Below are 26,640 nucleotides of genomic sequence, written 5' to 3'. Positions count from 1 at the left end.
CCAATGGTCGGTAATCAGACTTGACCCTCCTGAGAATGGATCGCGGATGAGTATTTTAACGTGGAACGACCAACTGCTGGTCGGCATAGACAGTGTGGATAATCAGCATCGGCATCTGGTCGCGCTGATTAATCGCCTGGATGAACTAAACGCCTTGGGCGCAGACCTGCAAACCGTGCTGGAAACCGTCAAGCAGTTGGTCGAGTACACCGTCGAGCACTTCCAACACGAAGAGCAACTGATGATGGAGGCAGGCTTCAATCCGCGGATGCAGGACCAGCATTGCCAGCAACATCAAGAATTTATCGATAAAATGCAGCAAGTGCATGTCGAGGCGCAATCCGATGTTTCGGTCATTTCCAAGGATTTGTTGGATTTTTTGGTGGATTGGCTTTGCCACCATATTTTAAAAACCGACAAGTTGATGGCGATCAGCCTTAATCAGGGCATCGACGCCGAGCAAGTCAGTATCGATAAGGATGAACATGTCGATATTTTGCACAGCAATTTGTATTCGGCTTTGCGGGAAAGCGAAGAGCGTTTCAAGGAACTTGCCGACCATCTGCCGGCCCTGATCTGGATCACCAACGCCAAAAACCTACCGATTTTTTGCAATCGTTTCTGGTTTAAAACCTTTCACATCGAACGCGGTTTCGTCGATCGCCGACAATGGCTGAACACGATACACCCGGACGATAGAGACAAGGTGGTGCAGACCTATCAGCAAGCCGCGCAGGAATTGACCAAGTTCAAGATTCAGTACCGGCTGTGTACGGCGGATGCCAAGGAAATCTGGATTCTGGAAACCGCCGTGCCCAGGATGCGCAAGAACGGTAAATTTGCCGGCTTGATGGGCTGCGGGATGGACATCAGCACGCAAAAGCAGGCGGAAACCGTTTTGCTGAAACTGAACCAACAACTGGAAGAACGGGTTCGCGAGCGCACCCAAGCGCTGACAGAGGCGAATCAGACGCTGCAGATGGAAAAAAACCAGCAAACCCTGCTCAATCAGAAACTCCAGGAAACCCAGGCCCATCTGGTGCAATCGGAAAAAATGGCCTCGATCGGCCAATTGGCCGCCGGGGTGGCGCACGAGATCAATAATCCGCTCGGCTATATTTATTCCAACCTGAACAGCCTTAAACAATACATCCAAGAACTCACCAAGGCCGCCGAATTGGCTGAGCGTCTGGCCGGGCAATTGGCGGATAACCACCCAGACGTGCAAGCGTTTAAACAGTTTAAAAATGCGGTCGATCTGGATTTTCTGAAAGATGACGCCGCCGATCTGGTGGAAGAGTCGATGGAAGGCGCGACTCGCGCGAAGAAAATCGTCCAGGATTTACGCGATTTTTCCCGGATCGATAAGCAGGGCCGGGAAATGTTTGATTTGGAAGCCGGTATTGATGCGACCTTGAATATCGTCAACAACGAACTGAAATACAAGGCCGAAGTGGTGAAGGAATACGGCGGTATCAAACCTTTCGAATGCGTCGGCGCTCAGCTCAATCAGGTATTCATGAATCTATTGGTCAACGCCGCGCAAGCCATTGAAGATTTCGGCAAAATCACGGTGCGTACCGGTTATCAGGATGCCGATTGGGTTTGGGTGGACGTGGAGGATACCGGCCAAGGTATGAGCGAGGCGACCCGAATGCGGATATTCGATCCATTTTTTACCACCAAGCCGGTCGGTAAAGGCACCGGCCTGGGCTTGTCGCTATCGTACAAAATCATCCAGGACCATCATGGTCGTATCGAGATAGATTCGGAAATAGGCCGCGGGACGCGCTTCCGGATTTATTTGCCGACCCGTACCCCTGCCAGTTAACGATTATCGCAGCCGCGCCATGACCGAATTTTCCCCAGACCCCCAAACCGTTGCCAATTTGTTATTCGTCGATGACGAGCCCAATGTCTTAAAGGCCCTGCGACGCTTGTTTCGCGGCGCGGAATATCAAGTCTATATGGCGGAGGGCGGAGCCGACGGCCTGGAAATTTTGGCGCAACACCCTATCGATCTGATTATCTCCGACATGCGGATGCCGCAGATGGATGGCGCCGAGTTTCTCACCAGAGCGGCCGAACGCTGGCCGAATATCGTGCGAATTTTACTGACCGGCTATGCCGACATTGAATCGACCATCGCCGCCGTCAACAAAGGCAAGATCTACAGTTATTGCAGCAAGCCTTGGGAAGACAACGAGCTGAAAATTCTGGTGAACAACGCGCTGGAACAAAAGCGCTTGCGCGACGAACGTCGGCAGCTGTTCGATATTATCAACCGGCAAAATCAGGAGCTGAAAGAGCTAAATGCCGGCTTGGAAGACAAGGTCGAAAAGCGCACCGAGCAGCTGAGAAAGTCCTTGCAGATGATCGATCAAGCCCACGATGCCTTGAAAAGACAGTATGCCGACTCGGTTAAGGTGTTCGCCAAAACTATCGAAATGCGGCCGGGTATCAAAAGCGGTCATGCCAAATATGTGGCGGAAAATGCCCGGGAAGTTGGACGGCGGCTGGGCATGGATGCCGCCGAGCTGAAGGATTTGGTTTATGCCGGCCTGTTGCTGCAAATCGGCAAAATGAGCTTACCGGACAGTTTGCTGACCCAGGCTTTGTTAAGCATGAATAGCCTGCAACGCAAACGCTATCTAAACCACGCTTTGGAAGGGCAAACGCTATTAAAAGGATTGGAACCCTTGCATAACGCCGCCGAACTCATCGCCGCCCAATACGAACATTTCGACGGTTCTGGGCAGCCTTTGGGTTGGGCTGGCGCGGAGATACCCTTGGGGGCCAGGATATTGACCCTGGTGCGCGACTATATCAATTATCTGGACGGCTCTATCACCGGCACCGCGATGACGACCGAGCAAGTGAAAGTGCGGTTGCTGAGCAAAAAAGCCAAGGACTACGACCCACTGGTAGTCGATACCTTTCTGGCGCTGCTCGCCGAATCGGAAACCGTCGATGAACGGCCGATTATCGAAATTTCCTGGACCCAGTTGCAAGCAGGCATGGAAGCTGCCGAGATTATTTGTAACGACGTCTTGTATTTAAAGAATCAGATTCTCAACGAAAAAAACGTCGAAGACATTCTTGAACTCAGGAAGCAAAAGAAAAATCTGATTTTGCGGGTGAGAATGGGCAGTGAGCGACAACGCGGTTGAATAAGCCGGAACGGCGGAAACCATTTTAGATAGGTAGGTAACTATGAGCAAAAAGCACCCACCCAAAGCCGACAAGCAAGGTTATAAAGACACTTTACAGCTACTGCAGGTGGAGCTGGTGAAGTTGCAGAATCACATCATCAAGCATGGTGACAAAATTCTGATCATCCTGGAAGGCCGCGACGCCGGCGGCAAAGACGGCACTATCAAGCGCATCATTCAACATCTTAGTCCTCGGGAAATCCGGGTGGTGGCACTGGGCAAACCGTCCGACCGCGACCTCAGCACCTGGTATTTCCAACGCTATACCCACCATTTGCCGGCCGCCCAGGAAATGGTGTTGTTCAACCGCAGTTGGTATAACCGGGCCGGTGTGGAGCGGGTGATGGGCTTTTGCAACGATGACGAATACCACGAGTTCATCGAAACCGTCTCGCATTACGAACAGCTGCTGGTGCGCTCCGGCATCAAGCTGCTGAAATACTATCTGGACATCAGCAAAGCCGAACAAAAAGAACGCTTAAAACAACGCCAAAAAGATCCGCTGAAACAATGGAAAATCAGCCCCATCGACAAGGAAGCACAGAAACACTGGCAGCAATACAGTGAAGCCCGCAACATCATGTTCGCCAGAACCCACCATTTATCCGCGCCCTGGACGGTCGTTAGATCCGACGATAAACAAGCCGCACGGATCAATATCATCAAGGATTTATTGTTTCGTTTGGATTACAAAGGCAAGGACGAATCGCTGGTCTTGCCGGATGCGAATATCGTGTTTAATTACGAAGAAAGCTATTTGCACAATGGCATGATTGCGCCGTGAGGATTCGGCAGGAAAGAAGTTGGGTGGTGGGTAAATACCTGTATACACCAGTCTGAATAGACAGTTGATCAAGCCATATTCAAATGTGGTGGGCAACGCTTTTCTGCCCACCATTTCACGTGATTGCTTTAATTCCGCGTGGGCACAAAGATTGTGTCCATCCTACCTGACTTTAAAAATGGGAAACATTACATGTCATCAATTGTCGGGCATGCTTTGATCAGTTCAGCCATTTTTGCCAGAAAGCACGAAATTAAATCTGGCGGCGCTGCTTTTATGTGTATATTTTTTATCGGACTGGGTATAAGTCCAGATATGGATTACTTGGTTTATTGGGTATTTGACTATCAAATAGAGCCAAGAGTAACGCATTCAATATTATTTTGTTTCGTCATTGGTTTGATTGCCTCATGTGCCAAGAAATTTTTATTAAAAAATACTTTTATCTCGGTTCCTCATGGATTGTTTTATATGGCTAGCTTTTCTCACTTGATATTGGATTTACTGGTGGGCGTTCATCCTATGCCGCTGTTTTGGCCAATAAATTCGAGTTTAATAAAGTTACCTTTTGGAATTTTGCCAAGCGCGGGGCATATCGATATAAAAAACATTTATCTTTGGCGCAATATCCTCATTGAGTTAGTGATTTTAATGCCTGTTTCTATGTTAATTTCTTGTAATTTAAAAACAATGTTGTTTCAAAGATATAAAGCGATGCGTTATGTGTTTTATATTACCCTGGTTGTCGGTATGTTCGTTGGGTTTGGTCTTAAACGATAAACACAAGTTATTCATATATTTTGAACCCGATAAGGTGCGCTAATAGCCCGCGCAGGGCGTATTAGCTTAAGCGCATGCGCCGAATGATTTATGACCAACATACGGCGCAATACTGCTACGCCTATTCACGCCTTACGGCCTTAATTCTGCTTGGACAAAAAAATCGTGTTCATCCTTACTTAGTCGCCCCTGAAAAGCCACAAATTCACGGCTAAAGCATTGAAACACAATAAATAATTGAAGAAAAAGACGGGCAATAATTGCAAGAAATTAGTAAAATAGATATTAATTTCTTGCAAATTTTTATCGAAAATGAAGCCAAAATCCCAAGAAAGTAGCGGCCAAATCGATCTATTCAACACACCACTGGCCGACCTGTTGAATCCGAAGCATGAGCTTTACCAACTGGCAAATTTGATCGATTGGAAAGTACTGGATGATGCGTTCGGTGAATTTTTTACCGAGAACCAAGGCGCTCCGGCGTTGCCAACGCGTCTTATTGCCGGGCTTCATTACCTCAAACATGCGTTTGCACGCTCGGACGAAGCGGTCGTGGCACAGTGGCTTGAAAATCCCTATTGGCAATATTTTTGTGGCGAAGAGTATTTCCAACACCAGATACCTTGCCACCCCACGTCACTGACCTATTGGCGAAAACGGATCGGAGAAGAAGGTTGCGAGTGGATGTTATCGGTGACGATCCAGGCTGGCGTAGCCAGCAAGACCGTGAAGAAACAGGATTTTGAATCGGTGACGGTTGATAGCACGGTGCAAGAGAAAGCCATCACGTATCCGACCGATGGAAAATTGTATGAACGCTGTCGCCAGCACATGGTACGTCTGGCTGAGCAGCATGAGATTACACTACGGCAGAACTACAACCGCAAAGCCCCCTATTTGCTGATGATGGCGAACCGGTACAGTCATGCCAAGCAAATGAAGCGCAAACGCAAAATGCTCAAACAGCTCAAAACTTTGGTGGGTCGGGTTTACCGAGATATCGAGCGCCAATTGACGGATCAATCCGATGCAGTCAAATTGGCTTTTAAAGAGACGCTAGAGAAAACCCAACGGATTTTGAACCAACAACCCCAGGATAAAAACAAGCTGTACAGTTTCCACGCCACGGAAGTCGAATGCATTTCCAAAGGCAAAGTCCACAAGAAGTATGAATTCGGCGTCAAAGTGGGCATCACCGTCACCAACAAAAGTAATTTTGTGCTCGGCGCCCGCAGCTTTTCCGGTAATCCCTACGATGGACACACCCTGGAATCGTGTCTGGAACAGGCGGAGATTCTAAGCGGTACACGCGCAAAAGAAGCTTTTGTGGATTTAGGATACCGTGGTGTCGAGGTCCCGAACGTGACCATTTACAAAGCCCGGCAAAAGAGAGGAATAAACACCCGGCGACTCAAACGCGCCCTCAAACGCCGCAATGCCATCGAACCCGTCATCGGGCACCTCAAAAACGACGGATTGCTGGGCCGCAATTACCTGAAAGGCGAACTGGGCGATGCCATGCATGCCATCTTATGCGGTGCTGGCCACAATATCCGTATGATCCTCAGGCAGTTGAGGATTTTTTTGCCTCATTTTTGGAGACCGCCATGTCGGATTTTGGCGCGGCCATTGAGCGCGCCGTTTTTATTGTCGGCCTGAATGCTGGTGTTCGGAAAATATCGGCTTTTTCAGGGACGACTACCGACGTTAGGATGCGCATCGATCGAGTAGCCAAAAGTCATGACCGAATATCGACGTTTTTATATACCCAAAGCCTTGTGGTTTTTCACCGTCAATCTTGCGGAACGCAAGAACAATCGATTATTGATTGAGAAAATTGACGTATTAAGCCAAGCCTTTCGGTATGTAAAAATCCGAAAACCATTTTATATTAATGCCGTGGTGATCATGCCCGATCATTTGCATTGCATTTGGACGTTGCCGCCAGATGATGGCGATTATTCAATGCGATGAAATTTATTGAAAGGGTGTTTTTCCAGAAAAATATCAACCGGTGAAGGTGTTTCAAAAAGTCGTGGCAAAAAAGAGCGAGGAAAAAATTTTAAACATATTAAGTTTTTAGGTTAGCGCCCAAAACCATATTTCTTTGCAGTTAAAGTAACAGTGAGAATTGCATAGCTGGATATTATTGCTTGTTTCAATCAGATCAATGTGCCCGCCATCATATCCGGTGATTTTCCAAAAAAATATGAGTCCTCGTTTATTTGTAAGTAACGTTTTAGCTTTTGCCGGATCAATAATTTCTGGTCTGCCGAAAATGTGCGCTAACATTAACTGATCCGCTAATAACTTTGCCCCTGGTTCAATCTTTTTGCCTTTTAAATATCCTGCTTTTACCGATAATCGTCCCGTGAAGGAAACGCCAGAGTGAAGAAGTGCAATACTCATTCGAGTGGCGCAAGTGTTAGCATAACCAGCATTCTGGGCTAATAAGTCATTTAGCTTGTGGCCAATTTCCGCATACACATCTGCGGCAGATTTATAGTTTGTACTGCTAGGTTCAGATGAGTAATGATTGCTTTTAAGTGTCTGAAATGTTGGCTTCATGGCTTTTCTCTACAAGGAAATGATTTTTTCAGTGATTCTTCAATTATCTCGGATGCACGACGTTCCAATTGAGTTGGCTCAAGTTTTTTCATATATTCAAATATAAATTCATTTAATGTGGCAGTTTTTAGCGTCTTGAAGCCACACCACACCTTACCTTCCGTGGCGTCTAAAACGCCAAGCAAATAAAGCCTAGCCGCTTTTCGAGTATTGCTATCTGAGCTTACAAACTCATCAAGAAATATCTTTGCCTGCAAATTTATGCTGTCTTCGTTTATTTTAGGGTTATTACCATTCGCATATGCGCATTCACATAGGACGATTGTACTCATGATAAGTGCGCAGCTGATTTTTGTTAGTTTGGTTAAAAATTTCATCATAAAATTTCAATAATTTTGATTATGTCTGACACACAAAGCGAAGGCATGCTAAACATTAAGCGCCTCACTTAGGCGGTAATTTGACTATGTCAAGCACAAGCAACTCTGAGTTGCTGAAAGATATTTGCCGCATTATGTAGCCGAAGCATTATTGGGCAGGGCGGATTATTCAATCCGCCCGAAAGTTTTTTCCGCTTAAAAAATCGGTTTCAAAATTTCAGACGGGGTTTACAAAACCGGTCCCGCCAAAGATCGTAAGGCGCAATAACCAACGAGCATTACGCCGATTTGATAAACCTGCCACTGATATTAAACGAATAGATTACCAGTCCGCGTAGATTTAAGGCCAACATGCGGCGCAATACGGCTAAGCCTATTGACACGCTACATTTCCAATATTAGACGGGATCGGAGCAACAGCCGATAAGCGCCGCCGCTCCGGTGGTTTGCAAAGAAAGGTTTACTTGGCCGGTTCCGCTGGTTTGGCTGGAGCTGCTGCCGGAGCAGGCGCATCAACTTTAGCTGGCGCCGCTTTTTCCTCCACCTGGGCCGCTTGTTCCGGTTCTTGCTTGGGTCCGATATAGCCTTTATGCCAGGCATAGGCCGCGCCACCCAGCAAGATCAGTAAAAACAAGTAGCTTTTCCAATGGCTTTGCTTTTCGCCGAACGGATCGACCATTTGCATTTCCGCGTCTTTCGGTAATTTGGCGACGCCGGTTAACAAGCGGCCGAAGGGGATGTTGATAAAGGCTTTGGCATTCACCGCCCAGCCGCAGGCATCCAATACCGGTGCCAGATTGCGTTGGCGCAGTTTCAAATAAGCGATGAACATGGACGGGCCGGAAATCGCTAGCATCACGCCGATGATGGCCAGCGGCATTTGCCACCAGACTAGGCCCATGAAGCTGCTTATCACGGCAGCCAGCGCGGTGCCGATCGCGCCAATTGCCAAACCGATGGCAGCGAAAATCCCGGCGAATTTGCCAACGTCGAACGGCGCCGGCGGTTCCTTGCCTTGTCCGGCATTGGCACCGGCATCGGAAATGCCTTTAAAAGTATTTTCGTGCGCCGCTTTGTCGCGGGCCGACGCGCTTTTCTCCAATTGCTCGTTAATCATCCGCGCGACGCGTTTATAAGGTGCCCAGAATGCTTGTTTGATGCTGATCGGATTTTCGATGATTTTGACGATGGTTGCGTCCCAATCCACGCCGTTGCGGTCGTAAAACACGCCGTTGCGGCCGACGCGCAAATTGTCGCTGTCGCCGCCGGTAACGGCGGCGGCAATGGTCAGCGTTTCGTTGCTGCCTTGCCGGCGGCAGACGCAATAGGCCAGAAAGATTTTGCTCAGTTCCGCCAGTTTACTGTGGCCGTCCACATCGTCCACTTTCACGCACAATTGGCAGCTTCTGCCGTCAAGGTACAAGGTACCGGCCTGGAAAATAGCGTGCGGTTCCGGGCTGTAAAAATCGCGAAACGACACGAAGTTGTTTAATAAGGTGTAAAGATCGCGGTAGTAATGCAGCAAGCGTACGACCGAATCGATGGCTGTGGCTTGCGGTTCCAACGCTAGATCCTGTTCGACTAAGCCGGTCAATTTGGCTTGGGCATCGCTTTGCAGCAGCGTTTTGATGCGCTCCAGCCCCAAGCTTTCGACGGCATTGGCAGGCTTTTTCTGCAACCAAGCTTGGTAATCGGCGAATTGGCCGATCACGCTTTGCCATTGTGCGTCGGACAAGCTATCCAAAGCGCCCAGCAGCGGTGTCAGCACCTGAGTTTTTAGCTGATCTATCGCAGCCCGCCAAGCCGGATTCAAGCCGGCATTTAACGGCAAGTTAGCGCCGGCGGCGATAGCGGCCAGCGGCAATTTAGCCAGTTCTTCGTTGCCTGCGGACAGGTCGATGTCGGCCAGTTGCTCGTAGCGGCTGTCGGCTGGGTTCAACAACTCGGTCGCGCCGGTGTCGAATTCCGCCAATTGGCAGCGGGTAAAAAAGTCGTCGATTTTGGGTTTTACTTGCGCCAGCAAGGCCGCCGCCGCTTCGGTATCGGCGATTTGATTGCGTATCCGCAAAGCTTCGGCGTCGCTCTGTTGCCACCAATCGAAGTATGCGGCGGCGTCTTTAAAAAATTGTTCGATTTTTTCCAGATTAATGCCCGGCTCGCCGCAGCGATCCTCAACTTCGCCCAAGCAAGCGATGATGTCGGTGATGGCTTGCTGGCCGGCCTCGTCGCCGGCGGCTTTAACTGGAATGATGCCGTCGCCGTTGAATTGGGTGTTGGCGAAGACCTTGGTCATGTCGGCCAGATCGTCGGTAGTGATTTCGGTCGCATCCGCCTTGCCCAGATTTTTTAAAATCTCAATCGCGGAAGCCAGTAGTTGTTGCCCTTCAGGGTCCTGGTCGTTAATCGCCGCCAGCGGCAGGGTGGTGTTTTGTTGAATCAAATCGGCCGGGTTTTTCAGCACTTTACTCACCCAACGCACCGCTTCGATGACTTCGTTGGCTCTGATGCGGCCGTCGTTATCGGTATCCAGCAGCGCCAGGGTTTGGTTGTCGAAGAATAAGCCGTGGGTCGGACAACTCAGCGCCGCCCATAATTTCTGATCCAGTTCCGGCAGTCCGATTAAATCGCTACCGCGTTTCAATTCAACCTGATCGAAACCGCCGAGTCGGGCAAACCGCCATTTTTCGGCAACATTACGGCTGGATGTGGGCGTCATTGTGTGTCTCCTGTGTTGAGTGGTTTTTGTTATGCTTATCACGGAATTTCGCTAGTTTTACAGGCTTGGGTCGCGTGACGCAACTTGCTTTATCGGGTTGCAGGCGGGGCAGGAGACTTGCAATAACTCGCCGCTGTGTCTGTGCCTTAAAGGCCGGGCGCGGCCGTCCAATTGGTTCATGTCTTGGTACAGCCGGTTTTCGTGATTGATCACTTCGCGTTCGTGCTCGAAAGGATACAGGGTCTGGGCCATGCCGCCGCCGTCGATAAAATGCTGGCTGTCCAGCAACATCAATTTGGCATGCAGCAACTCATGCAATAAGGCGTCGGCGGGCGAGATGCTACAGGCGGGTGTACTATCGCAGCCCGGATCGTTCAGCAATTGCGCACCCAAGCGGGTATCGAAATAAATCGTCACGCTATCCACGCCAAATTCGTTGCCAAAAGCCTGAGTTTGCCAGGTATTTTGCCGGTATTTGAGTGTCAGCTTTTGGCCGCGCAGTTCGCTGAGCAAATTCACTGCTTGCGGGTAGTGTGAAAAATAATCGGCCATCACCGCCAAGTCTGCGGCGATATTAGCGGGATCGGCGGACTCGGCCTGATAGATAGCGCTGAGGAAATGGGATATTTCCGTTTTCGCCAACGGATCGCTGTTCAGCGTGGCCTGCTTTTGGCTGTATGCGGTCATCACTTCCGCCGCGCTGGGCGGTTTACGCAGGCGCAAGCGTATCGTCGCGGCGCCGTCCTCATCGACCGACAGCTTGGCCTGCATAGGGTTGACCGGCTCGGCCAGTTGGCTGGCGGCTGCTTGCACGGCATTGACCGGCTGCAAATCGCTGGCGGTTACCATGCGCGAAGAGCCCATCATGCCTATGCAAAAACTCAACACCAGGCTGACTTCACGGCGGCGGTTATGCAAGATAGCGCTATCGTCTCGCTGCCGGCTGTCTTCTTTTAGAGAGATACCGTAGCGCCGGGCGATTGCTGCCAACTCGGCATAAGCCGCAGCGGCATCGCGGCTCAGGCCGGCTTGACACACCAAGGCCGGTTTGCCACCGATTAAGCAGGGATGCAGGAAGTTGCGGTCCAGCGGCTGTTGCAAATACCAGCGATTTAAATCGCTGGCTAATTTATCGATTCCCTCGATGCGGCTCGCTGCGCTGCCAAAGGCCTGTGCCAGGGTTGATAATCCATTCATGCTTAGTTGATGTGGGTGGGTTCAGTTTTTCGGCCGACTTTATCAGCGCTTGATGGCTGTCGGCAAGTCAGCCGTTGGCGCGTATGGGGCGCTATCGGCCTAGTCGGCTTTGTCATAAAACAGTCATGTTTTCCCAGCATAATCCTAGCATGATGAAATTTGCGGGATTTTCAAGATTTGCTTTCGATTGCAAAGCAGCGGCGCGTGGATTAGGCGGCGGCGCTTCTCTGCAATGGCTTGCCACAGCGCTGGCTACGGTTTATTTACTTGCGGTGTTGTATGCCAATCTGACTGATGCGTTGGCGGATGTAGGGCAGATGCCGGCAGAGTCAGCAGCGCCCATCTCAACCGAAACGGCCACACAAAATCCGCCGATGGATTTGTCGGAAATTGGTACTTGGCATTTGTTTGGACAAAGCCCGAATAGCGAATTGGATAACGACGCCGTGATGCAGACGCAATCGCAACTCAAACTGCTGGGCATCATGTTTTTATCCAAGAATCCGGAAAATGCCAGCGGCATCATTCAAACAGACGACGGGCAGCAAAAGAAATATAAATTAGGCGAAGAACTGCCCGGCGGCGCGGTGTTGCAGTCTGTCGAAGCTGACCGGGTGTTGCTGAAGCGTGGCGAACGCCGGGAATCCTTGTTATTAAAAAAAGATAGCGTCCGCGTACCAACCGCCACCGAATAATCCCTCCCTTGTAAACTGCAAATGAAAACACGCTTGTTGATCGGCTTGCTGCTGGCCATGTTCTGCCCGATGGTACTGGCGGAAAAAGACGAATTTTCCCTGAATCTGAAAGATGTCGATATTCGCGCCCTGATCGAAACGGTGGCCGATGTCACCGGTAAAAACTTTATTATCGATCCGCGCATTACCGGCAATATCTCGGTGGTAACTTCCACGCCGATGAAATCTGCCCAGGTTTACGATGTATTCCTGTCCATATTAAAGGTACATGGCTACTCGGCGATTCCGAACGGCAATGTGGTGAAGATTATTCCCAATGTCACCGCCAAGCAGGACGGCGAGGAAAGCGAGTTGCGCGGCAATTCGCAGAACGGCGACGAGCAACTGACCCGGGTGTTACAGGTACATCACGTCGATGCGGCGCAGCTGGTGCAGACTTTGTTACCGTTGATGCCGCAATATGCCTTTATCGGCGCGGTCCCGGAAAGTAACACCGTCATCCTGTCCGACACCGCCGCGAATGTTAAGCGCTTGGCGGCGATGATCAAGCAAATCGATAAAAGCGATTTACAAAACATTGAAATCATCAATCTACGGCATGCCAACGCCGCGGATTTGATTCAGCCGCTGAATACGCTGATGACCAGCAATAATGCCGGTAAAACCACCGCCGTTCCGCCGCCGATGGTGGCCGACGAACGCTCCAATTCCATTATTCTGGGTGGCGACCCGGAGATGCGCTTGCAGATGCGCGCCCTGATCGCCAACCTGGATACGCCGATCGAAAAAGCCGGCAATACCGAAGTGATTTATATGCGTTATGCGGTAGCCAAGGAATTGGTGGAAACGCTGACCGGGGTGGGATCTTTGAAGGATGAAAAAGCCGATCAAGCCAAAACCAAAGCTACCACCGCCAAGGACTTTGATATTCGGGCTGACGAAGCCGCCAATGCGCTGATAATCACCGCGCCGCACGATTTAATGCTGACCTTGAAATCAGTGGTCCGGCAATTGGATGTGCGCCGCGCGCAAGTGCATATCGAAGCGATTATTGCTGAAGTCAGCTACGACAAATCACAGAATATCGGCGTCGAATGGCAAACCAAGGACGATGGCAGCGTGTTTGCGGCCAGCAGAAAAGGTGAAGGCAATTCCTTGAATCTGTCGCAATTCATTACCTCCGCCGGCAAGGGCTTAAGCATCGGTTATCTGGCCGGCAGCGAACTAAAAGCCTTGCTCACCGCCTTTGCCAGCGATACCGACGTCAACGTGTTATCCACGCCGTCGCTGGTGACGATGGATAACGAAGAAGCCAGCATGATAGTCGGCCGCAACATCCCGCTAACCACCGGCCAATACACGCCGTCGGTCGGCGGCAGCCTGAGCACGCCGTTTCAAACCATCCAGCGCGAAGACATCGGTATCAAGCTCAAAGTGTTGCCGCAGATCAACGAAGGCAATGCGGTTAAATTGAAAGTGGCGCAAGAGGTCTCCAGCGTGGTGCAAGGCACTACCGGGGCGGATTTGCAGACCAATAAGCGCAAGATCGAAACTAGCGTATTGGTCGATGACGGCAAGGTGCTGGTATTGGGTGGCTTGATCGAAGACGACATCACCGAAACCGTAGATAAAGTGCCGCTGTTGGGTGATATTCCTTATCTGGGCTACTTGTTTCAAACCAATTCGACGACCATCACCAAGAAGAATCTGATGGTGTTTTTGCGGCCGCAAATCATCCGGGATGCGGGTAAATCCAGCGGCTTAACCCACGACAAATACAACTATATTCGCGACAAGCAGCAAGAGTTTAACGAAGACGGCGTGCTGTTGATGCCGGAGCAGAAACAGCCTCTGCTGGATAACTTAGCGGACGACAATGCGGCCGCGCAAGATAACGGCGAGGCCAGTGGCAATGGCCAGCGCTGAACCAACAGCGCCAACCGACATCAGGCTGCCGTCATACGGTTTTGCCAAGCGCCACGGCGTGCTGGTTGCGGAATATTCGGCGCAGCAGGCGCGTATCGTTTACCAGCCCAAAGCCACGGTAACGGCGTTGTTGGAAATCCGCCGCTTTGTGGACCGGCCGGCTAGTTACGAAGCGGTCGGTGTGGAAGAATTCGAGCGTCTGTTGCAAGCAGTTTACGAACACAAAACCGGCCATGCCCAGCAAATGGTGGCCGATATGCAGGACAATCTGGATTTGTCTGAGATGGCCCAGCATCTGCCAAAGCCGGAAGACTTGCTGGAAAGCGAGGACGAAGCGCCCATCATCCGCTTGATCAATGCGCTGCTGACCGAGGCCATCAAGGAAAACGCCTCCGACATTCATATCGAATCCTACGAAAAACGCATGGTGGTGCGGTTTCGGGTGGACGGCACTTTACGGGAGATTATCGAACCGCAACGCGAATTTGCGCCTATGGTGATTTCTCGGCTGAAAGTCATGGCCAAGCTGGACATCGCCGAGAAGCGCTTGCCGCAGGATGGCCGCATTTCCTTAAATATCGGCGGCCGAACTGTGGACGTGCGGGTATCGACTTTGCCTTCCGGCCATGGCGAGCGGGTGGTGCTACGTTTGCTGGACAAACAGGCCAACCAATTGAGCTTGAAGCAAGTTGGCATGTCGGATTACGAGCTGAACAGCATTCAGCAGATGATAGCCCGGCCGCACGGCATCATTCTGGTGACCGGGCCAACCGGCTCGGGCAAAACCACCAGCTTGTATGCGGTGGTCAATCAGTTGAATCAACGCAGCCGCAATATTCTCACCGTCGAAGACCCTATCGAATATTACCTGGATGGCGTCGGCCAAACCCAAGTCAATGCCAAGGTGGATATGACCTTCGCCAAAGGCTTGCGGGCGATTTTAAGGCAGGACCCGGACATTGTGATGGTCGGCGAAATTCGTGATCGCGAAACCGCCGAAATCGCGGTACAAGCCAGCTTGACCGGCCATTTAGTGCTATCGACTTTGCATACCAATACCGCCGTGGGTGCCATCACCCGGTTGCGCGATATGGGCATAGAACCGTTCTTGTTGGCGTCCAGTCTGGTTGGGGTGATCGCCCAGCGCTTGTTGCGCAAATTGTGCCCGCATTGCAAAACACCAGAGCAAGTGCCGGCGCGGGATTTAGCCAAGCTGGGTTATAGCGGCGATGCCGAGCAATGGGTGACGGTGTATCAAGCCCAAGGTTGTCCGCAATGCCATAACCACGGTTACAAAGGCCGAGCCGGGATCTTTGAAATGATCATGCTGGATAGCGCGATGCAACAGCTGATACATGACGGCGCCGGCGATTTGGAATTGGAACGGTATGCGCGACTTAGCTCGCGCAGCATCCAACAAAGCGCGCTGGAAAAAGTCCTGAACGGCGATACCAGCATCGACGAAGCCATCCGCATCACCTTAAAAGATTAAAAATCGGCCATGGCGGTATTCGAATATCAAGCGCTGAACGGCAAGGGCAAGTCGGTTAAAGGTACGCTTGAGAGCGACACGATAAAAACGGCACGTCAGCAATTAAAAGCCAACGACTTCACCCTGCTGGACATTCAGGAAGTTCATAAAAAAGAACGCAGCGGCCAGTCGCCATTATTGGCGCAAAACATCGGCATGCGCGCGCTGGCGCATATCACCCGGCAATTGGCGGCTTTGCTGAAGTCCGGGTTGGCGATAGACGAAGCGCTTGGCATCATTGCCCGGCAATTGGAATCCAATCGCGCCAGGCGGATTTTATTGGCGATCAGAAGCCGGATTCTGGAAGGACAAAGCCTAGCCGTGGCCTGTCAGGCATTTCCCAGTACCTTTCCGCCCTTGTACCGCGCCACCATCGAAGCCGGCGAGTCCTCGGGTAAGTTGGATCAGGTATTGGAAAAACTCGCCGACTATCTCAGCGACAAAGGTCAGCTGCATCGTAAGTTACAAATGGCGATGATTTATCCGGTGCTTCTGTCGTCGGTATCGATATTGGTGGTGATTGGCCTGTTGGCTTACGTGGTGCCGGAAATCACCGGTGTGTTCGACAAAATGGGCCACGAGTTGCCGGCTATTACCCAAGCGCTGATTACTTGCAGCGATTTTTTACAGAGCAATGGTTTGCTGCTGCTGGCTATTGGTGTGGCTTTATCCGTGGCCGCCAAGCTGATTTTGCGCAGGGAGCGGGCGCGCATGCTGTTTCACCGTTGGTTGCTGACCATGCCGATTACCGCTAGGTTCTCCAAAGGCTTAAACACGGCCCGTTTTACCCGCACGTTGGCAATTTTGACCAATAGCGGCGTAGAGTTGCTGGAAGCTTTGAAAATCTCCAGCCAGGTGTTGGCGAACGAAGCGATGCGGCAGGCGGTGGCGCATACTGCGATTCAGGTTCGCGAAGGCCAGAGCCTGAACAAAGCGCTGGAAGCCAGCGGTTTCTTCCCGCCGGTGACGATACATTTGGTAGCCAGCGGCGAGGCCAGCGGTCAATTGCCGCGCATGCTGGAAAGCGCCGCCGACGACCAGGAACGCGATATTCAGGCGCTCACAGAGTTGACTATGGGTTTATTCGAACCGGCCTTGATTTTGTTCATGGGTCTGGTGGTGCTAACCATCGTGCTGGCGATTCTGTTACCGATATTTGAAATGAACCAGCTGATTAGATAGCGGTTTTGTCATACGCCTGTCACGTTGGCTTTCTAATCTTCTCCCCGTTGTCCCGCACGCCGGGACGTGTTTAAACCAATCCGACTTTAAACCGTTATGAGCAATAAAAAACAGCAAGGCTTTACCCTGATTGAAGTGATGATCGTGGTGGTGATTTTGGGTATTTTGGCGTCCATCGTCGTCCCGAAAATCATGGGTAGACCGGACGAGGCCCGCGCTACGCGCACCTTGCAAGACATCAGAGCTATCAGCGCCGCGCTGGATTTGTACAGACTGGATAACTTCAGCTATCCCAGCACCGATCAGGGTCTGGAAGCTTTAGTGCATAAACCCGCCAATCTGCCGGCCGGGGCGCATTGGAAGCAGGGCGGTTATCTGGATCAGTTGCCGGTCGACGCTTGGGGCAAAGCGTATTTTTATATGCAGCCCGGCGCGCACGGCGAATTTGATTTGTATTCCTTCGGTGCGGACGGCGTGGAAGGCGGCAGCGAAGCTGGCGCGGACATCACCAATTGGGCGCAAAAATAAGGTCGTATCCCAGCTTGAACGCACGCGGTTTTACGCTGATAGAACTGTTAATCGCTATGGTTTTAATCGGTGTGATGAGCAGCATGGCGATGCTGGCAATGGGCAATGCCGATCATAGTCAGCAGCAACAACTGGAAATCCAGCGCCTGGAAAAGCTGCTGGCGCTGGCCGAGCAGGAAGCCATGATACGCGGCGAAACTATTGGCCTGGAGTTGGTCGGTCAAGGGTATAGGTTTCTGTCGCCGAACCAAGGCAAGTGGCAGCCGGAGACCGGCGACGCGCTATTCAGGCAGCGGGATTTGCCGGCCGGTATGCGCTTGGCTTTAAGCATGGACGAAAAGCCGGTGTATTTGCCTAACCGTTTTGGCGGCCAAGTACATCCTGAACCGCAGATTGTCTTCACCCCGGACGGGGCCTCCGCGGTGTTCCAAATTGCTTTGGATTTAGCCAAAAGCGATCTCCGGTTTTGGCTGAGTAATACGGCGGAAGAGGGCTTAGCGGTGTCCAGCGTCGCCATTAAGCCATGAAATATTCCGGCAACTCTGGCTTTACTCTGTTGGAAGTGCTGATTGCGCTGGCCCTGTTAGCCATCCTGATGGCCGGCTTGATCAAAATTACCGCCGACAATACCAAGAACCTTTGGTATCTGGAAAACAAAACCATAGCGGCGACGATAGCCGCCAATCGTGCGGTGCAATTGCGCCTGGATACCGAAAAACCGGAGAACCTGGACGGGTGGGAAACCATGGCCGGACGGCGCTGGTATTGGCAGGCCAAGCGCGGCATGACGCCGAGTCTCGGCGGCACGGTCTGGGATTACCGGATTGAGGTGTTCCTGGAAGGCGACAAGTCGCCTTACGCCGGTCTGCTTAGTTATGTTTCGGCCGGCCATGAACAATAGCGCCAGTCGCGGTTTTACCTTGCTGGAAATCCTGATCGCGATGGCCGTGTTTGCCATCATGGCGGCGATGGCTTACGCCGGCTTGAGTGCGGTATTGGATGCCAGGGCCGGCACCGAAAAACGCTCGGACAGCATTGCCGCGTTGCAGCAAACGATGTACTTGCTGAACGAAGATTTGGCCCAGGCTTTGCCGCGCTCTGTACGGGACGAATTCGGCAGCGAGCAGCCGGCGTTTTCCGGTGGCAATGGCGAGGATTTGCTGACCTTGACCCGCAGCGTGCCGGAATGGTCGGCGTTGGCGATGCGCAGCCAATTGCAACGTATCAGTTATCGCCTGGAAAATGGCAGCTTGTACCGGCAAGTCTGGACCGTGTTGGATCGTACTCAGCAAACGCAGTTTCGCCGGAAAAAGCTATTGAACGTTGCGGCGCTTGAATTGCGGTTTTATGGCAGCGAATGGATGACGCATTGGCCGGCGGAAGGCACCGGCTTACCCAAAGCGGTGGAAGCGAATTTTAACTTGGCTGGCCTGGGCGACATGCGCCGGCTGTTTCTGGTGCGGGAATGAAGTCGCTAGAATGGGTGCAGCACGGCATAGCGTTGATCACGGTGATGCTGATACTGGCCATCGCCACTGTCGCGGTCGTGTCCATGTCCAGTGCGCGGCAGATGGATATTCGCCGCACCGAAAATCAACTGCGCAGCATGCAAGCCTGGGAATATGCCTATGGCCTGGAAAGCTGGGCGATTGGCCGGTTGGCGGCTGATGCCAGGGCGGGTGATGTCGATGGTGTGGATGACGCCTGGTCCAAACCGCTGGCAACGACAGTGGTGACCGGTGGCACGATGCAAGCACAGATTGAGGATTTGCAAGGCCGGCTCAATCTGAACAACTTATTGGTCGAGGGTAAAGTGTCCGCGCCGGATGTGAAACGCCTGGAACGCTTACTGGCGGTGCTGAAACTGAAAACCGAACTGGTCCAGGCAATCACGGATTGGGTCGATGCGGATATGGACGCTATCTATCCGCACGGTGCGGAAGACGACTCCTATACCCGATCCAAGCCGGGCTACCGCGCCGCGAACCGGCAATTTGCCGATGTCAGCGAGTTATTGCTGGTGCAAGGCATGACGCGCGAGATTTATTCGAAATTATTGCCGTATGTGTATGTGGTGGACGGCTACGCGCCGCTGAATGTTAATACCGCTAGCGCTACCGTGCTGCGCTGTTTGGCCGACGACATCAGCGCCGATCAGGCGGCATCCATCTTCAGAGCCAGAGGCAAGCCTTTCGCCAAAGTCGCCGAGTTTTTAAAGGACGACGCGGTTGTCGATGCCGGCATCGGTAAATACGGCTTGGGTGTCAGTTCGCAAAACTTTTTATTACAAGGGCAAATCGATATGGGCAAAACCCATTTGCAGTTTCAGTCGCAATTGCAACGCGACAGTGGCGGTGCGCAAGTCTTGAAGCGGCAGCGCCAGGGCTTGGTACATGGCTGAAAAACTGCTGGTTAGATTCAGCGCCGAATCGGCCGATAAACTGGAATGGTTAAATCTTGCCGAGCCGGATAGTCAGCCGGCATCCGGCACGATGGCCGAGTTAGCGGCGGCTGCGGAGGGTAAGTCCGTGCTGCTGTTATTGCCGGCTGCCTCGGTGTTGTTATTGGAAATCGAGCTGGCGGTAAAAAACACGGCGCAACTGAAAAAAGCCTTGCCGTTTGCCTTGGAAGACCTGTTGGCCGAGGACGTGGAAAATTATCATCTGGTTTGGCTAAAACAGGACCGGGATAAGCTCGCCGTCGCGGCGATTACCCATGAAACATTATCTGCGTGGCTTACGCCGTTTCGGGAAGCTGGTTTGTTGCTGGATGGCGCATATCCCGAAACCTTATGCTTGCCGTATCAGCCCGGACAAGCCACTTTGTTGCTCGACGGCAGCAACGCTATTTTGCGCAGCGCTGCCTTTTTGGGTGGGGGGGTGGATGCGCTGTTTCTGCTGCCACTGCTGGAAAAAGCCCGTGCCGAAGGTGCTGATTTTCAGACTTTACTGATATGCAAAGCCAGCGAAGACAGCAAGCTACCGGATGGTTTGGCTGGTACCGGTTTGGAAACAATTATCCAAGCACCTTTGTCATTCATGGCGAGCGCCGTTGAGTCGTTGCCGGCTGAGCTGAATGTGTTGAGCGGTGCCTATGCCGTTAGTAGCCAAAAGGTAGGTCGCTGGCAGCAATGGCTGCCGGCAGCCATTTTTCTGGGTGTGGCCTTGGCGGTGCAGAGCTACGCCTTATTGCACACCTACTGGCAACAGCAAGCCGAGCTGAGCGAGTTGGAGGCTAAAACCCAAGCACTGTTCAAACAAAGCTTTCCCGAGGTGAAGCGCATCGTCAATGTTAAAGCCCAAGCCGAGCAACAATTGGCGCAGCTGAGAAAGCAACACGACGTCGTCGGTAGTGGCTTTATGCGCTTGCTTTACCGTTCCGGCTTGGTATTGAAAGACACGCCGGCCGTGCATTTGCAAAAACTCAATTTCCTGAACGGTGGTTTGCAGCTACATGTAGTTGCCGACGACATCGGCCAGCTGGAGCAATTTAAACAGCAGTTGCAAAGCAGCATGCAGGTGAAACTTCAATCCGCCGATAGCGGCGCGAACGGTGTGGAGGCGCAACTTGAGATTCGCGAAAAATGACTTAATCCAACGCTTTGCCGAACTATCGCCCAGAGAGCGAGTGCTGGGGTTGGGTGGTTTGTTGGTCGTGCTGGTTTATGGTGCGTACCTGCTGTTTTACCAACCGCTGGCGGAGCAGAGCCGCTTGCTGACGCTAAAAATTCAGGCGCAAAGGCAAATCTATAGCTATTTACAGCAAGTTGGCAACGAAGCGACGGTCCTGCGGCAGCAAGCGACGGTTGATGCTCCGGCTTTAGATGGCAGTAAGCAATCGCCGCTGGCGCTAGTCGATTTCAGTAGCCAGCAGCTAGAGATAAAAGCGGCGATTAAGCATCTGTCGCCGGAAGGCGAGGACAAAGTCAGCGTCTGGCTGGAGCATTTGCCTTTCGATAAGCTGATGTACTGGCTGGCGATTCTGGAAACCAAACACCGTTTGCAGGTGCTGCAAATTGACGTGGAAAAACCGGCAGATGCTGACGGTATCGTTAACGCCAAAGTCTTGTTGGGCGTTGTTTAACAGGTTGGCAATTATTTGACCTGCCTTTAAGTGCACGCATAGTTCAAAGCTTGCCTGCCATGGCGCTGGATGCCTGCATCTAATTGTTGGATTAACTCAATAGTCAGCAAGGCTCTGCCGATCAGAGCTCACGACAATTTATACCCAGAAGCCTCGCCCGCCAACAGAGTCTTAAATTTCATAGCCCCCTCGTCGAGCATCCGCTGAATATCCGTGTTAGCGGCCGGTTTTGTAATACAGATGTATTACATGTCACGTGAATTTAACAATGCTGTAACCGAAACGCCGCTATTGCTCTGGAATAATTCGCGCCAAGTTGAGGGTTTGAGGAACGGCCGTTCAACAAAGATTCGGGAGCAACTAGGGAACACGGACGGCACGGACAAGGAGCGGCGAAGGAAGAGGATAGGGAGGAGGCTAGACGGAACATGGTAGCGGGGGCAATAAAGCGGCGCTGTCAGGATGTTAGATGGTGTCGAGTGCAATCTAAAGCGTGTAAAAGCCAAACTCGTTGTGAAGCGGGGACGGAAAGTCACGGGTCTTGCAGGTCAAGACGGCTGGGCTGTCACCTTATGTCATTAATCGAAATTTAAACATGAGGTTTTAAAAATGAAATTGTCTAAAAAATTGTTGGCAGTTGCAGTATTGGCAGCGGCCGCTTCAGGCGCCGCGGAAGCGCGTATCCAAGCTATCGGCGATGCGACAGCAGACGGTAGTGAGTTTTTGTTTAACGTGGTTAACTACACAGCACAAAACTCTTACACGCTGGATTTGGGCATCACTGTTGAACAATTTTTGGCTAACCCCAGCCAACCATTGTCATTCACGCTGAGCGACAACAACTTCCAATCGTTCGCTGCTGCTTACACTGCAGGCAATAACGTTGCTTGGGGCGTTTCGGGTGGACATGGATTACTGAACGACCCTTCAGATACTGCTAAGTATGGTTTCTATACAACTTCAGTAGTTCCTGCACCTGCTGCTTTCGATACCAACGCAGCAGACATTAGCAACACCATGAGTAAATGGAATGATTTGGTCAGCTATATCCAAACTCAAGATGCTAATGCCAACAACCTGAGCACCTTCAAAACAGTCGGCCAACAAGGCTACACTGCTGTTTACGGTAATGATTTGCAAACCGCATTGCCATTCACAGGTCAAGGCCAATTGGGCACGGCTTTGGCCTTTGTTCATGAAAAAGTCAATGATGGCGACTTCGACACCGGCGAATTAGTCACTTTTCCAGGTACATGGAATTTTGCAATTAACGGCAATGTCGGTTCATTGACCTACACAGCTGCGCCTGCTGCTGTGCCGCTGCCTGCCGCAGTTTGGATGTTCGGCGCCGGTTTGATGGGTGTACTGCGCGCCACTCGCCGTAAATCGCTGGCGGTTTAATTCCGCAAGCGGCTTGAGCCGGCCGGATTCTGTTTCGTTGGTTCCCCCTTCATGAACGGGTCGGCTCAAACTTTAAATTCAATCAATTGAGAGATATACAATGAAAAAGCAATTATTGTCTGCTGCTATCGCAGTGGCTTCTCTGGCAGGTTTTTCGCAAGGTGCATCCGCACATGCGCCAAGCGTCACGCCGGATATCGAAATCTTCATGTCCGGCGCTAGCGCGCAAGACAAAGCCCTGGCGGCATTGTTCGTTAATTTGTGCGACGCTGGTACTTTGGATGTATTTAAAGACAACGGTACAGCGGGTTCCGAAGGTAAAAACCATAGTGCTTATTTCTGCACACTGAACTCTACTAACGTGCCCGGCCTGACCGTCAACGGTTCTGCGGCAACCACGGCTAAAGTCCTGTTCCACAAACGTTCTGCCGGCGGTTCTGCGCAAGGCGTTAACCCGCTGATCGACGGCGTGGCGATTGCGGCTATGCGTATCGACAACGGTAACTGCACCCAACAAGGCGCGACCAACACCTGGTTTTGCAACGCCAGCGGCGCTAACCTGACCAACGTGCTGTCCGATGCCGGTATTTCCGATGTCGAGCCAAAATTGTTCGTCGGTCCTAACAAACCTTCAAACGCCTCTGCGGTTGATCCAGTTGCTGCTGACGCCGCGCTGAACGTGGTGCCTGCGGCGGCCTTGGTATTTGGTGTGCCCGTTTCCGATAACTTGTATGTGGCTTTGCAAAGAGCGCAAAACCTGCTGGCCGGTTTTGGCGGCAGCTGCGCACCGGGCGATTACACCGAAGCCTGTATGCCGAGCTTGAGCAAACAACAAGTCGCTGAATTGATTTCCGGTCAAATCAAAAGATGGTCCGAGTTTAAAGTAAACGGCACGGCCTTAACCAGCTTGACTGCCGGTTTGACTTACACCGATTCCGACGGCACTGTCAGAAACGTTACGCCTAACGATACTAAAGTGCACTTTTGCAAACGTATCGACGGTTCCGGTACCGGCGCACAACAATACGTCAAATTCCTGAACAACCCCTGCAGTTCTGCCGGTTTGTCACCTGATTGGACGGGTTCTAATTTAGCGGGTCCTGTTAAGCATGAAGTTAGCGGTTCCGGTGATATGGAATTGTGCCTGGAAGACTTTGCTGACGGCGAAGCTGTGTCCAAACAAATCACCACGACTAACCCAGACGTGTTCAACACTGCGGTTAACACTGCCGGTAACAGAGGCTGGGCCATCGGTCACCAAAGCTTGGAAAACAACGCCACGCACGCCAAGCATTACCGCTTTATTAAAGTTGACGGTGTAGCACCGACTCTGGAACAAGCCTTCAGAGGAAAATACCTGGATTGGGTTGAGCAAACTTTCCAATGGCGTAAAGGTATCAGCGCCGATAAATCCACTGTTATCGCTAAAATCGCTGCGGATGCGGCTTCACCAACCATTCTGGCTACCGAGTTGAACATTGGTTTCGTTCACCCATTCGGTCAATCAGGTTATCTGGCTATCGGTAACGGCAACAACTTTACCGACACATTGAACATCAATGCGCCGGTTATGCCTTACTCGCATGCTGCCTCAGGTTCTTTGAGCAACTGCCAAGTGCCGGTTATCAAATCATCTACCAACACCAGCAAACCGATGTAATCAGCATGTAACAAACCTTTAGTGTAATAGCTGGAGGTTCGCGCAAGGATGCGCATTCGATACAAACAGCCTTCGCTTGCGGAGGCTGTCTTTTTTTGCGATGGGTGAAATGAAACAACATTTGTTTTTAGGCTCGGTCCGTTTCGGTCTCGCGGCGATGTTATTAACAGCCAGCACGCTTGGCCAGGCGGAAGAAGCTGGCAATCAATTCGATTTACTGGAGCTGCGTATGAAGGGCAGCACCTTATTGGACCGAAAACTGGTTGAACGCACTGTTTACCGGTTTTTGGGCCCGAAAAAAACCATCGATACCGTGGAAGAAGCGCGTAGCGCACTGGAAGAACTGTATCGCAGTAAAGGTTATCAAACCGTCTCTGTGGATATTCCCGAACAGAACGTGGTCGGCGGCGTCGTGTATTTACAAGTGACGGAAGGTAAGGTGTCGCGCTTGCGGGTCACCGATTCCCGTTATTTCTCGTTGGGTGCCATTAAAGCCAAAGTACCCGAGCTGGCAGAGGGTAATGTTCCTAATCTACAAAAAATGCAGGAGCAATTGACCACTTTGGCCGGCGAAAGCCAGGACCGGACGGTGGTGCCGGTGCTGCGCGCCGGTGAAACGCCGGGCACGCTGGAAGTGGATCTCAAAGTGAAAGACGAACTGCCTTTGCACGGCAAGGTGGAAGTGAATTCCCACAATACGCAAAACACCAGCCGCTTACGGACCTTGGTATCGCTGCGTTACGACAATCTCTGGCAAAAATTTCACAGCGCTTCGTTTATGTATCAAACCTCGCCGGAAAATCCAGACGAAGTGGAGGTTTTGGTGGGCAGTTATGTGCTGCCGGTCATTGATGACGATAAGCGCCTGGCCTTATATGCGGTCAGTTCGTCTTCAACGTCGCAAATTGCCAGCGCCGGCGCGTTATCGGTGATTGGTACTGGTGATATTTACGGCGCGCGTTTTGTGTCGCCGCTGAAGACCCTAAATAATTACACGCACACAGCGACGCTGGGCGTCGATTACAAAGACTTTAAGGAAGATTTGAATTTATTAGGTTCGGATACCTTAAAAACCCCTATCAGTTATTTGCCGTTCATGGCCCAGTACAGCGGCAATTTCCGCGATGCCGAGTCTTTGCTGTCGTTCAATGTGGGCGTCAATTTTGCGATACGCGGCTTGGGCAGCGATGAACAGCAGTTTGCCGACAAGCGCTTTTTAGCCCGATCCAACTTTATCTATCTGAGCGGTGGCATGGACTACCGGCATAACTTGCCATGGGGTATGGAAGTAGCTGCGCGCATGTCCGGACAGATCACCGATTCGCCGTTGATCAGTAACGAGCAGTTTTCGATGGGCGGCTATCAAACTGTGCGCGGTTATTTGGAAACCAATGCGCTGTCGGATGACGGTGTGACCGCCTCGCTGGAATGGTATAGCCCCCGCTTGGTACCGGACGAATGGGATGAGTTCGACAAAATGCGGGCGCTGGTGTTTGTCGATGCCGGGAAAGGCTGGATTGTCGATGCCTTGCCGGGTAACGCCAACGAAATGGCACTGGCCAGCACCGGGGTGGGTTTACGTTTCGATATGTTCAAGCATGTGCAAGGCGAGTTTGATTTCGGTATTCCGTTACTGGATCAAGGCACTGTCAGGCGCGGCGAGAATAGAGTGGACTTTAGGATTGCTACGCAATTTTAGGCGTTGGTGAGCTGAGATTCCCCGGATTTTCCCGTCCATCCTTCGCCAGGCTCAGGACGAACGGGAAAATCCCGCTCAGCCGCAATCGCTAAGTGATTTGTAACTTGTTATACCCGGTGGCACAAAACGGGTAGCGGTGAGCGAGCCGCTCGCTTTCGAGGTGGAAGAGTCTTTCCCGATGGGGATGCCGTAGCCGTGCTAGTTAAGTTTGCTGATCAGCGTTGGTGGTGAGCTTGTCGAACCATGAATGGCTGGTGGCATTCGCATCAAATTGACTAGTGATTTTCCGGTTATTCGA

24 protein-coding genes and 1 riboswitch are annotated in these 26,640 nt (G+C 51.7%); of the genes, 20 read left to right on the top strand and 4 right to left on the bottom strand.

Annotation, left to right across the window (positions count from 1 at the left end; all coding sequences use genetic code 11):
- Positions 1 to 46 precede the first annotated feature (46 nt).
- The 6 genes from EBB_RS11420 to EBB_RS11395 all read left to right on the top strand — a co-directional run bounded on the left by EBB_RS11420 (position 47) and on the right by EBB_RS11395 (position 6,750).
- Entirely contained in the window at positions 47 to 1,831 is a 1,785-nt protein-coding gene (locus EBB_RS11420; RefSeq protein ID WP_192393982.1) for a bacteriohemerythrin, read from the top strand.
- A 19-nt stretch (positions 1,832 to 1,850) separates the two neighbouring features.
- Positions 1,851 to 3,170: a response regulator c-di-GMP phosphodiesterase, NosR family gene (gene nosR / locus EBB_RS11415; RefSeq protein ID WP_192393981.1), complete on the top strand. Its 1,320-nt coding sequence runs from the start codon at positions 1,851 to 1,853 to the stop codon at positions 3,168 to 3,170.
- Positions 3,171 to 3,213: 43 nt separating this feature from the next.
- Positions 3,214 to 3,996 (top strand): polyphosphate kinase 2, encoded by a 783-nt coding sequence (gene ppk2 / locus EBB_RS11410; protein ID WP_192393980.1) that lies wholly within the window; start codon positions 3,214 to 3,216, stop codon positions 3,994 to 3,996.
- 192 nt (positions 3,997 to 4,188) lie between these two features.
- Positions 4,189 to 4,776, top strand: a complete 588-nt coding sequence (locus EBB_RS11405; protein WP_192393979.1) for a metal-dependent hydrolase — start codon at positions 4,189 to 4,191, stop codon at positions 4,774 to 4,776.
- A 312-nt stretch (positions 4,777 to 5,088) separates the two neighbouring features.
- Positions 5,089 to 6,435, top strand: coding sequence for an IS5 family transposase (locus EBB_RS11400; RefSeq protein WP_225587194.1), 1,347 nt, complete (start codon positions 5,089 to 5,091; stop codon positions 6,433 to 6,435).
- Between the two features lie 81 nt (positions 6,436 to 6,516).
- A complete protein-coding gene (locus EBB_RS11395) occupies positions 6,517 to 6,750 on the top strand; it encodes an REP-associated tyrosine transposase (protein WP_225587408.1) in 234 nt (77 codons plus the stop codon).
- A gap of 105 nt (positions 6,751 to 6,855) precedes the next feature.
- On the opposite strand, the gene EBB_RS11390 is transcribed toward EBB_RS11395, so the two are convergent.
- The 4 genes from EBB_RS11390 to EBB_RS11375 form a co-directional block, all read right to left on the bottom strand.
- Positions 6,856 to 7,344: a T6SS effector amidase Tae4 family protein gene (locus tag EBB_RS11390; RefSeq protein WP_192393978.1), complete on the bottom strand. Its 489-nt coding sequence runs from the start codon at positions 7,342 to 7,344 to the stop codon at positions 6,856 to 6,858.
- A complete protein-coding gene (locus EBB_RS11385; RefSeq protein WP_192393977.1) occupies positions 7,341 to 7,724 on the bottom strand; it encodes a Rap1a/Tai family immunity protein in 384 nt (127 codons plus the stop codon). The genes EBB_RS11390 and EBB_RS11385 overlap by 4 nt, the downstream gene beginning before the upstream one ends.
- Positions 7,725 to 8,184: 460 nt before the next feature.
- Positions 8,185 to 10,440 (bottom strand): hypothetical protein, encoded by a 2,256-nt coding sequence (locus tag EBB_RS11380; protein WP_192393976.1) that lies wholly within the window; start codon positions 10,438 to 10,440, stop codon positions 8,185 to 8,187.
- 57 nt (positions 10,441 to 10,497) lie between these two features.
- Positions 10,498 to 11,637 (bottom strand): hypothetical protein, encoded by a 1,140-nt coding sequence (locus tag EBB_RS11375; RefSeq protein WP_192393975.1) that lies wholly within the window; start codon positions 11,635 to 11,637, stop codon positions 10,498 to 10,500.
- A 149-nt stretch (positions 11,638 to 11,786) separates the two neighbouring features.
- On the opposite strand from EBB_RS11375, the gene EBB_RS11370 reads away from it, so the two are divergent.
- The 14 genes from EBB_RS11370 (at position 11,787) to EBB_RS11305 (ending at position 26,342) form a co-directional block, all read left to right on the top strand.
- Positions 11,787 to 12,332 carry a type II secretion system protein N gene (locus tag EBB_RS11370; RefSeq protein WP_192393974.1) on the top strand — a complete coding sequence of 182 codons (546 nt, stop codon included), beginning with the start codon at positions 11,787 to 11,789 and terminating at the stop codon, positions 12,330 to 12,332.
- Between the two features lie 21 nt (positions 12,333 to 12,353).
- A complete protein-coding gene (gene gspD, locus EBB_RS11365; RefSeq protein WP_192393973.1) occupies positions 12,354 to 14,258 on the top strand; it encodes a type II secretion system secretin GspD in 1,905 nt (634 codons plus the stop codon).
- Positions 14,245 to 15,750 (top strand): type II secretion system ATPase GspE, encoded by a 1,506-nt coding sequence (gspE, locus tag EBB_RS11360; protein ID WP_192393972.1) that lies wholly within the window; start codon positions 14,245 to 14,247, stop codon positions 15,748 to 15,750. The genes gspD and gspE overlap by 14 nt, the downstream gene beginning before the upstream one ends.
- A gap of 9 nt (positions 15,751 to 15,759) precedes the next feature.
- The gene (gene gspF / locus EBB_RS11355) at positions 15,760 to 16,971 is read left to right on the top strand and encodes a type II secretion system inner membrane protein GspF (RefSeq protein ID WP_192393971.1); all 1,212 of its coding nucleotides are present in this window, start codon (positions 15,760 to 15,762) and stop codon (positions 16,969 to 16,971) included.
- Positions 16,972 to 17,067: 96 nt separating this feature from the next.
- On the top strand, positions 17,068 to 17,499 hold the full coding sequence (gspG, locus tag EBB_RS11350; RefSeq protein ID WP_192393970.1) for a type II secretion system major pseudopilin GspG: 432 nt from the start codon (positions 17,068 to 17,070) through the stop codon (positions 17,497 to 17,499).
- A gap of 14 nt (positions 17,500 to 17,513) precedes the next feature.
- On the top strand, positions 17,514 to 18,026 hold the full coding sequence (gene gspH, locus EBB_RS11345) for a type II secretion system minor pseudopilin GspH (protein ID WP_192393969.1): 513 nt from the start codon (positions 17,514 to 17,516) through the stop codon (positions 18,024 to 18,026).
- Positions 18,023 to 18,400, top strand: coding sequence for a type II secretion system minor pseudopilin GspI (gspI, locus tag EBB_RS11340; RefSeq protein WP_192393968.1), 378 nt, complete (start codon positions 18,023 to 18,025; stop codon positions 18,398 to 18,400). Before gspH ends, gspI begins: the two co-directional genes overlap by 4 nt.
- Positions 18,390 to 18,968, top strand: a complete 579-nt coding sequence (gene gspJ, locus EBB_RS11335) for a type II secretion system minor pseudopilin GspJ (RefSeq protein ID WP_192393967.1) — start codon at positions 18,390 to 18,392, stop codon at positions 18,966 to 18,968. The genes gspI and gspJ overlap by 11 nt, the downstream gene beginning before the upstream one ends.
- On the top strand, positions 18,965 to 19,900 hold the full coding sequence (gene gspK, locus EBB_RS11330; protein ID WP_192393966.1) for a type II secretion system minor pseudopilin GspK: 936 nt from the start codon (positions 18,965 to 18,967) through the stop codon (positions 19,898 to 19,900). The genes gspJ and gspK overlap by 4 nt, the downstream gene beginning before the upstream one ends.
- Positions 19,893 to 21,086, top strand: coding sequence for a type II secretion system protein GspL (gene gspL / locus EBB_RS11325; RefSeq protein ID WP_192393965.1), 1,194 nt, complete (start codon positions 19,893 to 19,895; stop codon positions 21,084 to 21,086). The genes gspK and gspL overlap by 8 nt, the downstream gene beginning before the upstream one ends.
- Positions 21,067 to 21,582, top strand: a complete 516-nt coding sequence (locus tag EBB_RS11320; RefSeq protein ID WP_192393964.1) for a type II secretion system protein M — start codon at positions 21,067 to 21,069, stop codon at positions 21,580 to 21,582. Before gspL ends, EBB_RS11320 begins: the two co-directional genes overlap by 20 nt.
- 491 nt (positions 21,583 to 22,073) lie before the next feature.
- Positions 22,074 to 22,152, top strand: a riboswitch (cyclic di-GMP riboswitch).
- A gap of 39 nt (positions 22,153 to 22,191) precedes the next feature.
- Entirely contained in the window at positions 22,192 to 22,983 is a 792-nt protein-coding gene (locus EBB_RS11315; RefSeq protein WP_192393963.1) for a hypothetical protein, read from the top strand.
- A gap of 100 nt (positions 22,984 to 23,083) precedes the next feature.
- The gene (locus tag EBB_RS11310; protein WP_192393962.1) at positions 23,084 to 24,643 is read left to right on the top strand and encodes a hypothetical protein; all 1,560 of its coding nucleotides are present in this window, start codon (positions 23,084 to 23,086) and stop codon (positions 24,641 to 24,643) included.
- Between the two features lie 109 nt (positions 24,644 to 24,752).
- Entirely contained in the window at positions 24,753 to 26,342 is a 1,590-nt protein-coding gene (locus EBB_RS11305; RefSeq protein ID WP_225587407.1) for a ShlB/FhaC/HecB family hemolysin secretion/activation protein, read from the top strand.
- Positions 26,343 to 26,640: the final 298 nt, after the last annotated feature.

It is taken from the genome of Methylomonas fluvii (genome assembly GCF_014850975.1).
GTDB classification, from domain to species: Bacteria; Pseudomonadota; Gammaproteobacteria; order Methylococcales; family Methylomonadaceae; genus Methylomonas; species Methylomonas fluvii.
The sequence above is the reverse complement of the archived record's forward strand: the minus strand, read 5'-3'. Positions and strand labels throughout refer to the sequence as shown.

Bases quoted from the DNA above. Each gene is read 5' to 3' on its own strand.
- ppk2 (WP_192393980.1), top strand. From the start codon at position 3,214: ATGAGCAAAAAGCACCCACCCAAAGCCGACAAGCAAGGTTATAAAGAC.
- EBB_RS11395 (WP_225587408.1), top strand. From the start codon at position 6,517: ATGACCGAATATCGACGTTTTTATATACCCAAAGCCTTGTGGTTTTTC.
- gspG (WP_192393970.1), top strand. From the start codon at position 17,068: ATGAGCAATAAAAAACAGCAAGGCTTTACCCTGATTGAAGTGATGATC.
- EBB_RS11380 (WP_192393976.1), bottom strand. From the start codon at position 10,440: ATGACGCCCACATCCAGCCGTAATGTTGCCGAAAAATGGCGGTTTGCC.
- gspJ (WP_192393967.1), top strand. From the start codon at position 18,390: ATGAACAATAGCGCCAGTCGCGGTTTTACCTTGCTGGAAATCCTGATC.
- gspI (WP_192393968.1), top strand. From the start codon at position 18,023: ATGAAATATTCCGGCAACTCTGGCTTTACTCTGTTGGAAGTGCTGATT.
- gspL (WP_192393965.1), top strand. From the start codon at position 19,893: ATGGCTGAAAAACTGCTGGTTAGATTCAGCGCCGAATCGGCCGATAAA.
- gspE (WP_192393972.1), top strand. From the start codon at position 14,245: ATGGCCAGCGCTGAACCAACAGCGCCAACCGACATCAGGCTGCCGTCA.
- gspK (WP_192393966.1), top strand. From the start codon at position 18,965: ATGAAGTCGCTAGAATGGGTGCAGCACGGCATAGCGTTGATCACGGTG.
- EBB_RS11315 (WP_192393963.1), top strand. From the start codon at position 22,192: ATGAAATTGTCTAAAAAATTGTTGGCAGTTGCAGTATTGGCAGCGGCC.
- EBB_RS11305 (WP_225587407.1), top strand. From the start codon at position 24,753: ATGAAACAACATTTGTTTTTAGGCTCGGTCCGTTTCGGTCTCGCGGCG.
- EBB_RS11385 (WP_192393977.1), bottom strand. From the start codon at position 7,724: ATGATGAAATTTTTAACCAAACTAACAAAAATCAGCTGCGCACTTATC.
- gspD (WP_192393973.1), top strand. From the start codon at position 12,354: ATGAAAACACGCTTGTTGATCGGCTTGCTGCTGGCCATGTTCTGCCCG.
- EBB_RS11405 (WP_192393979.1), top strand. From the start codon at position 4,189: ATGTCATCAATTGTCGGGCATGCTTTGATCAGTTCAGCCATTTTTGCC.
- EBB_RS11370 (WP_192393974.1), top strand. From the start codon at position 11,787: ATGATGAAATTTGCGGGATTTTCAAGATTTGCTTTCGATTGCAAAGCA.
- nosR (WP_192393981.1), top strand. From the start codon at position 1,851: ATGACCGAATTTTCCCCAGACCCCCAAACCGTTGCCAATTTGTTATTC.
- EBB_RS11420 (WP_192393982.1), top strand. From the start codon at position 47: ATGAGTATTTTAACGTGGAACGACCAACTGCTGGTCGGCATAGACAGT.
- EBB_RS11390 (WP_192393978.1), bottom strand. From the start codon at position 7,344: ATGAAGCCAACATTTCAGACACTTAAAAGCAATCATTACTCATCTGAA.
- EBB_RS11375 (WP_192393975.1), bottom strand. From the start codon at position 11,637: ATGAATGGATTATCAACCCTGGCACAGGCCTTTGGCAGCGCAGCGAGC.
- gspF (WP_192393971.1), top strand. From the start codon at position 15,760: ATGGCGGTATTCGAATATCAAGCGCTGAACGGCAAGGGCAAGTCGGTT.
- EBB_RS11310 (WP_192393962.1), top strand. From the start codon at position 23,084: ATGAAAAAGCAATTATTGTCTGCTGCTATCGCAGTGGCTTCTCTGGCA.
- EBB_RS11400 (WP_225587194.1), top strand. From the start codon at position 5,089: ATGAAGCCAAAATCCCAAGAAAGTAGCGGCCAAATCGATCTATTCAAC.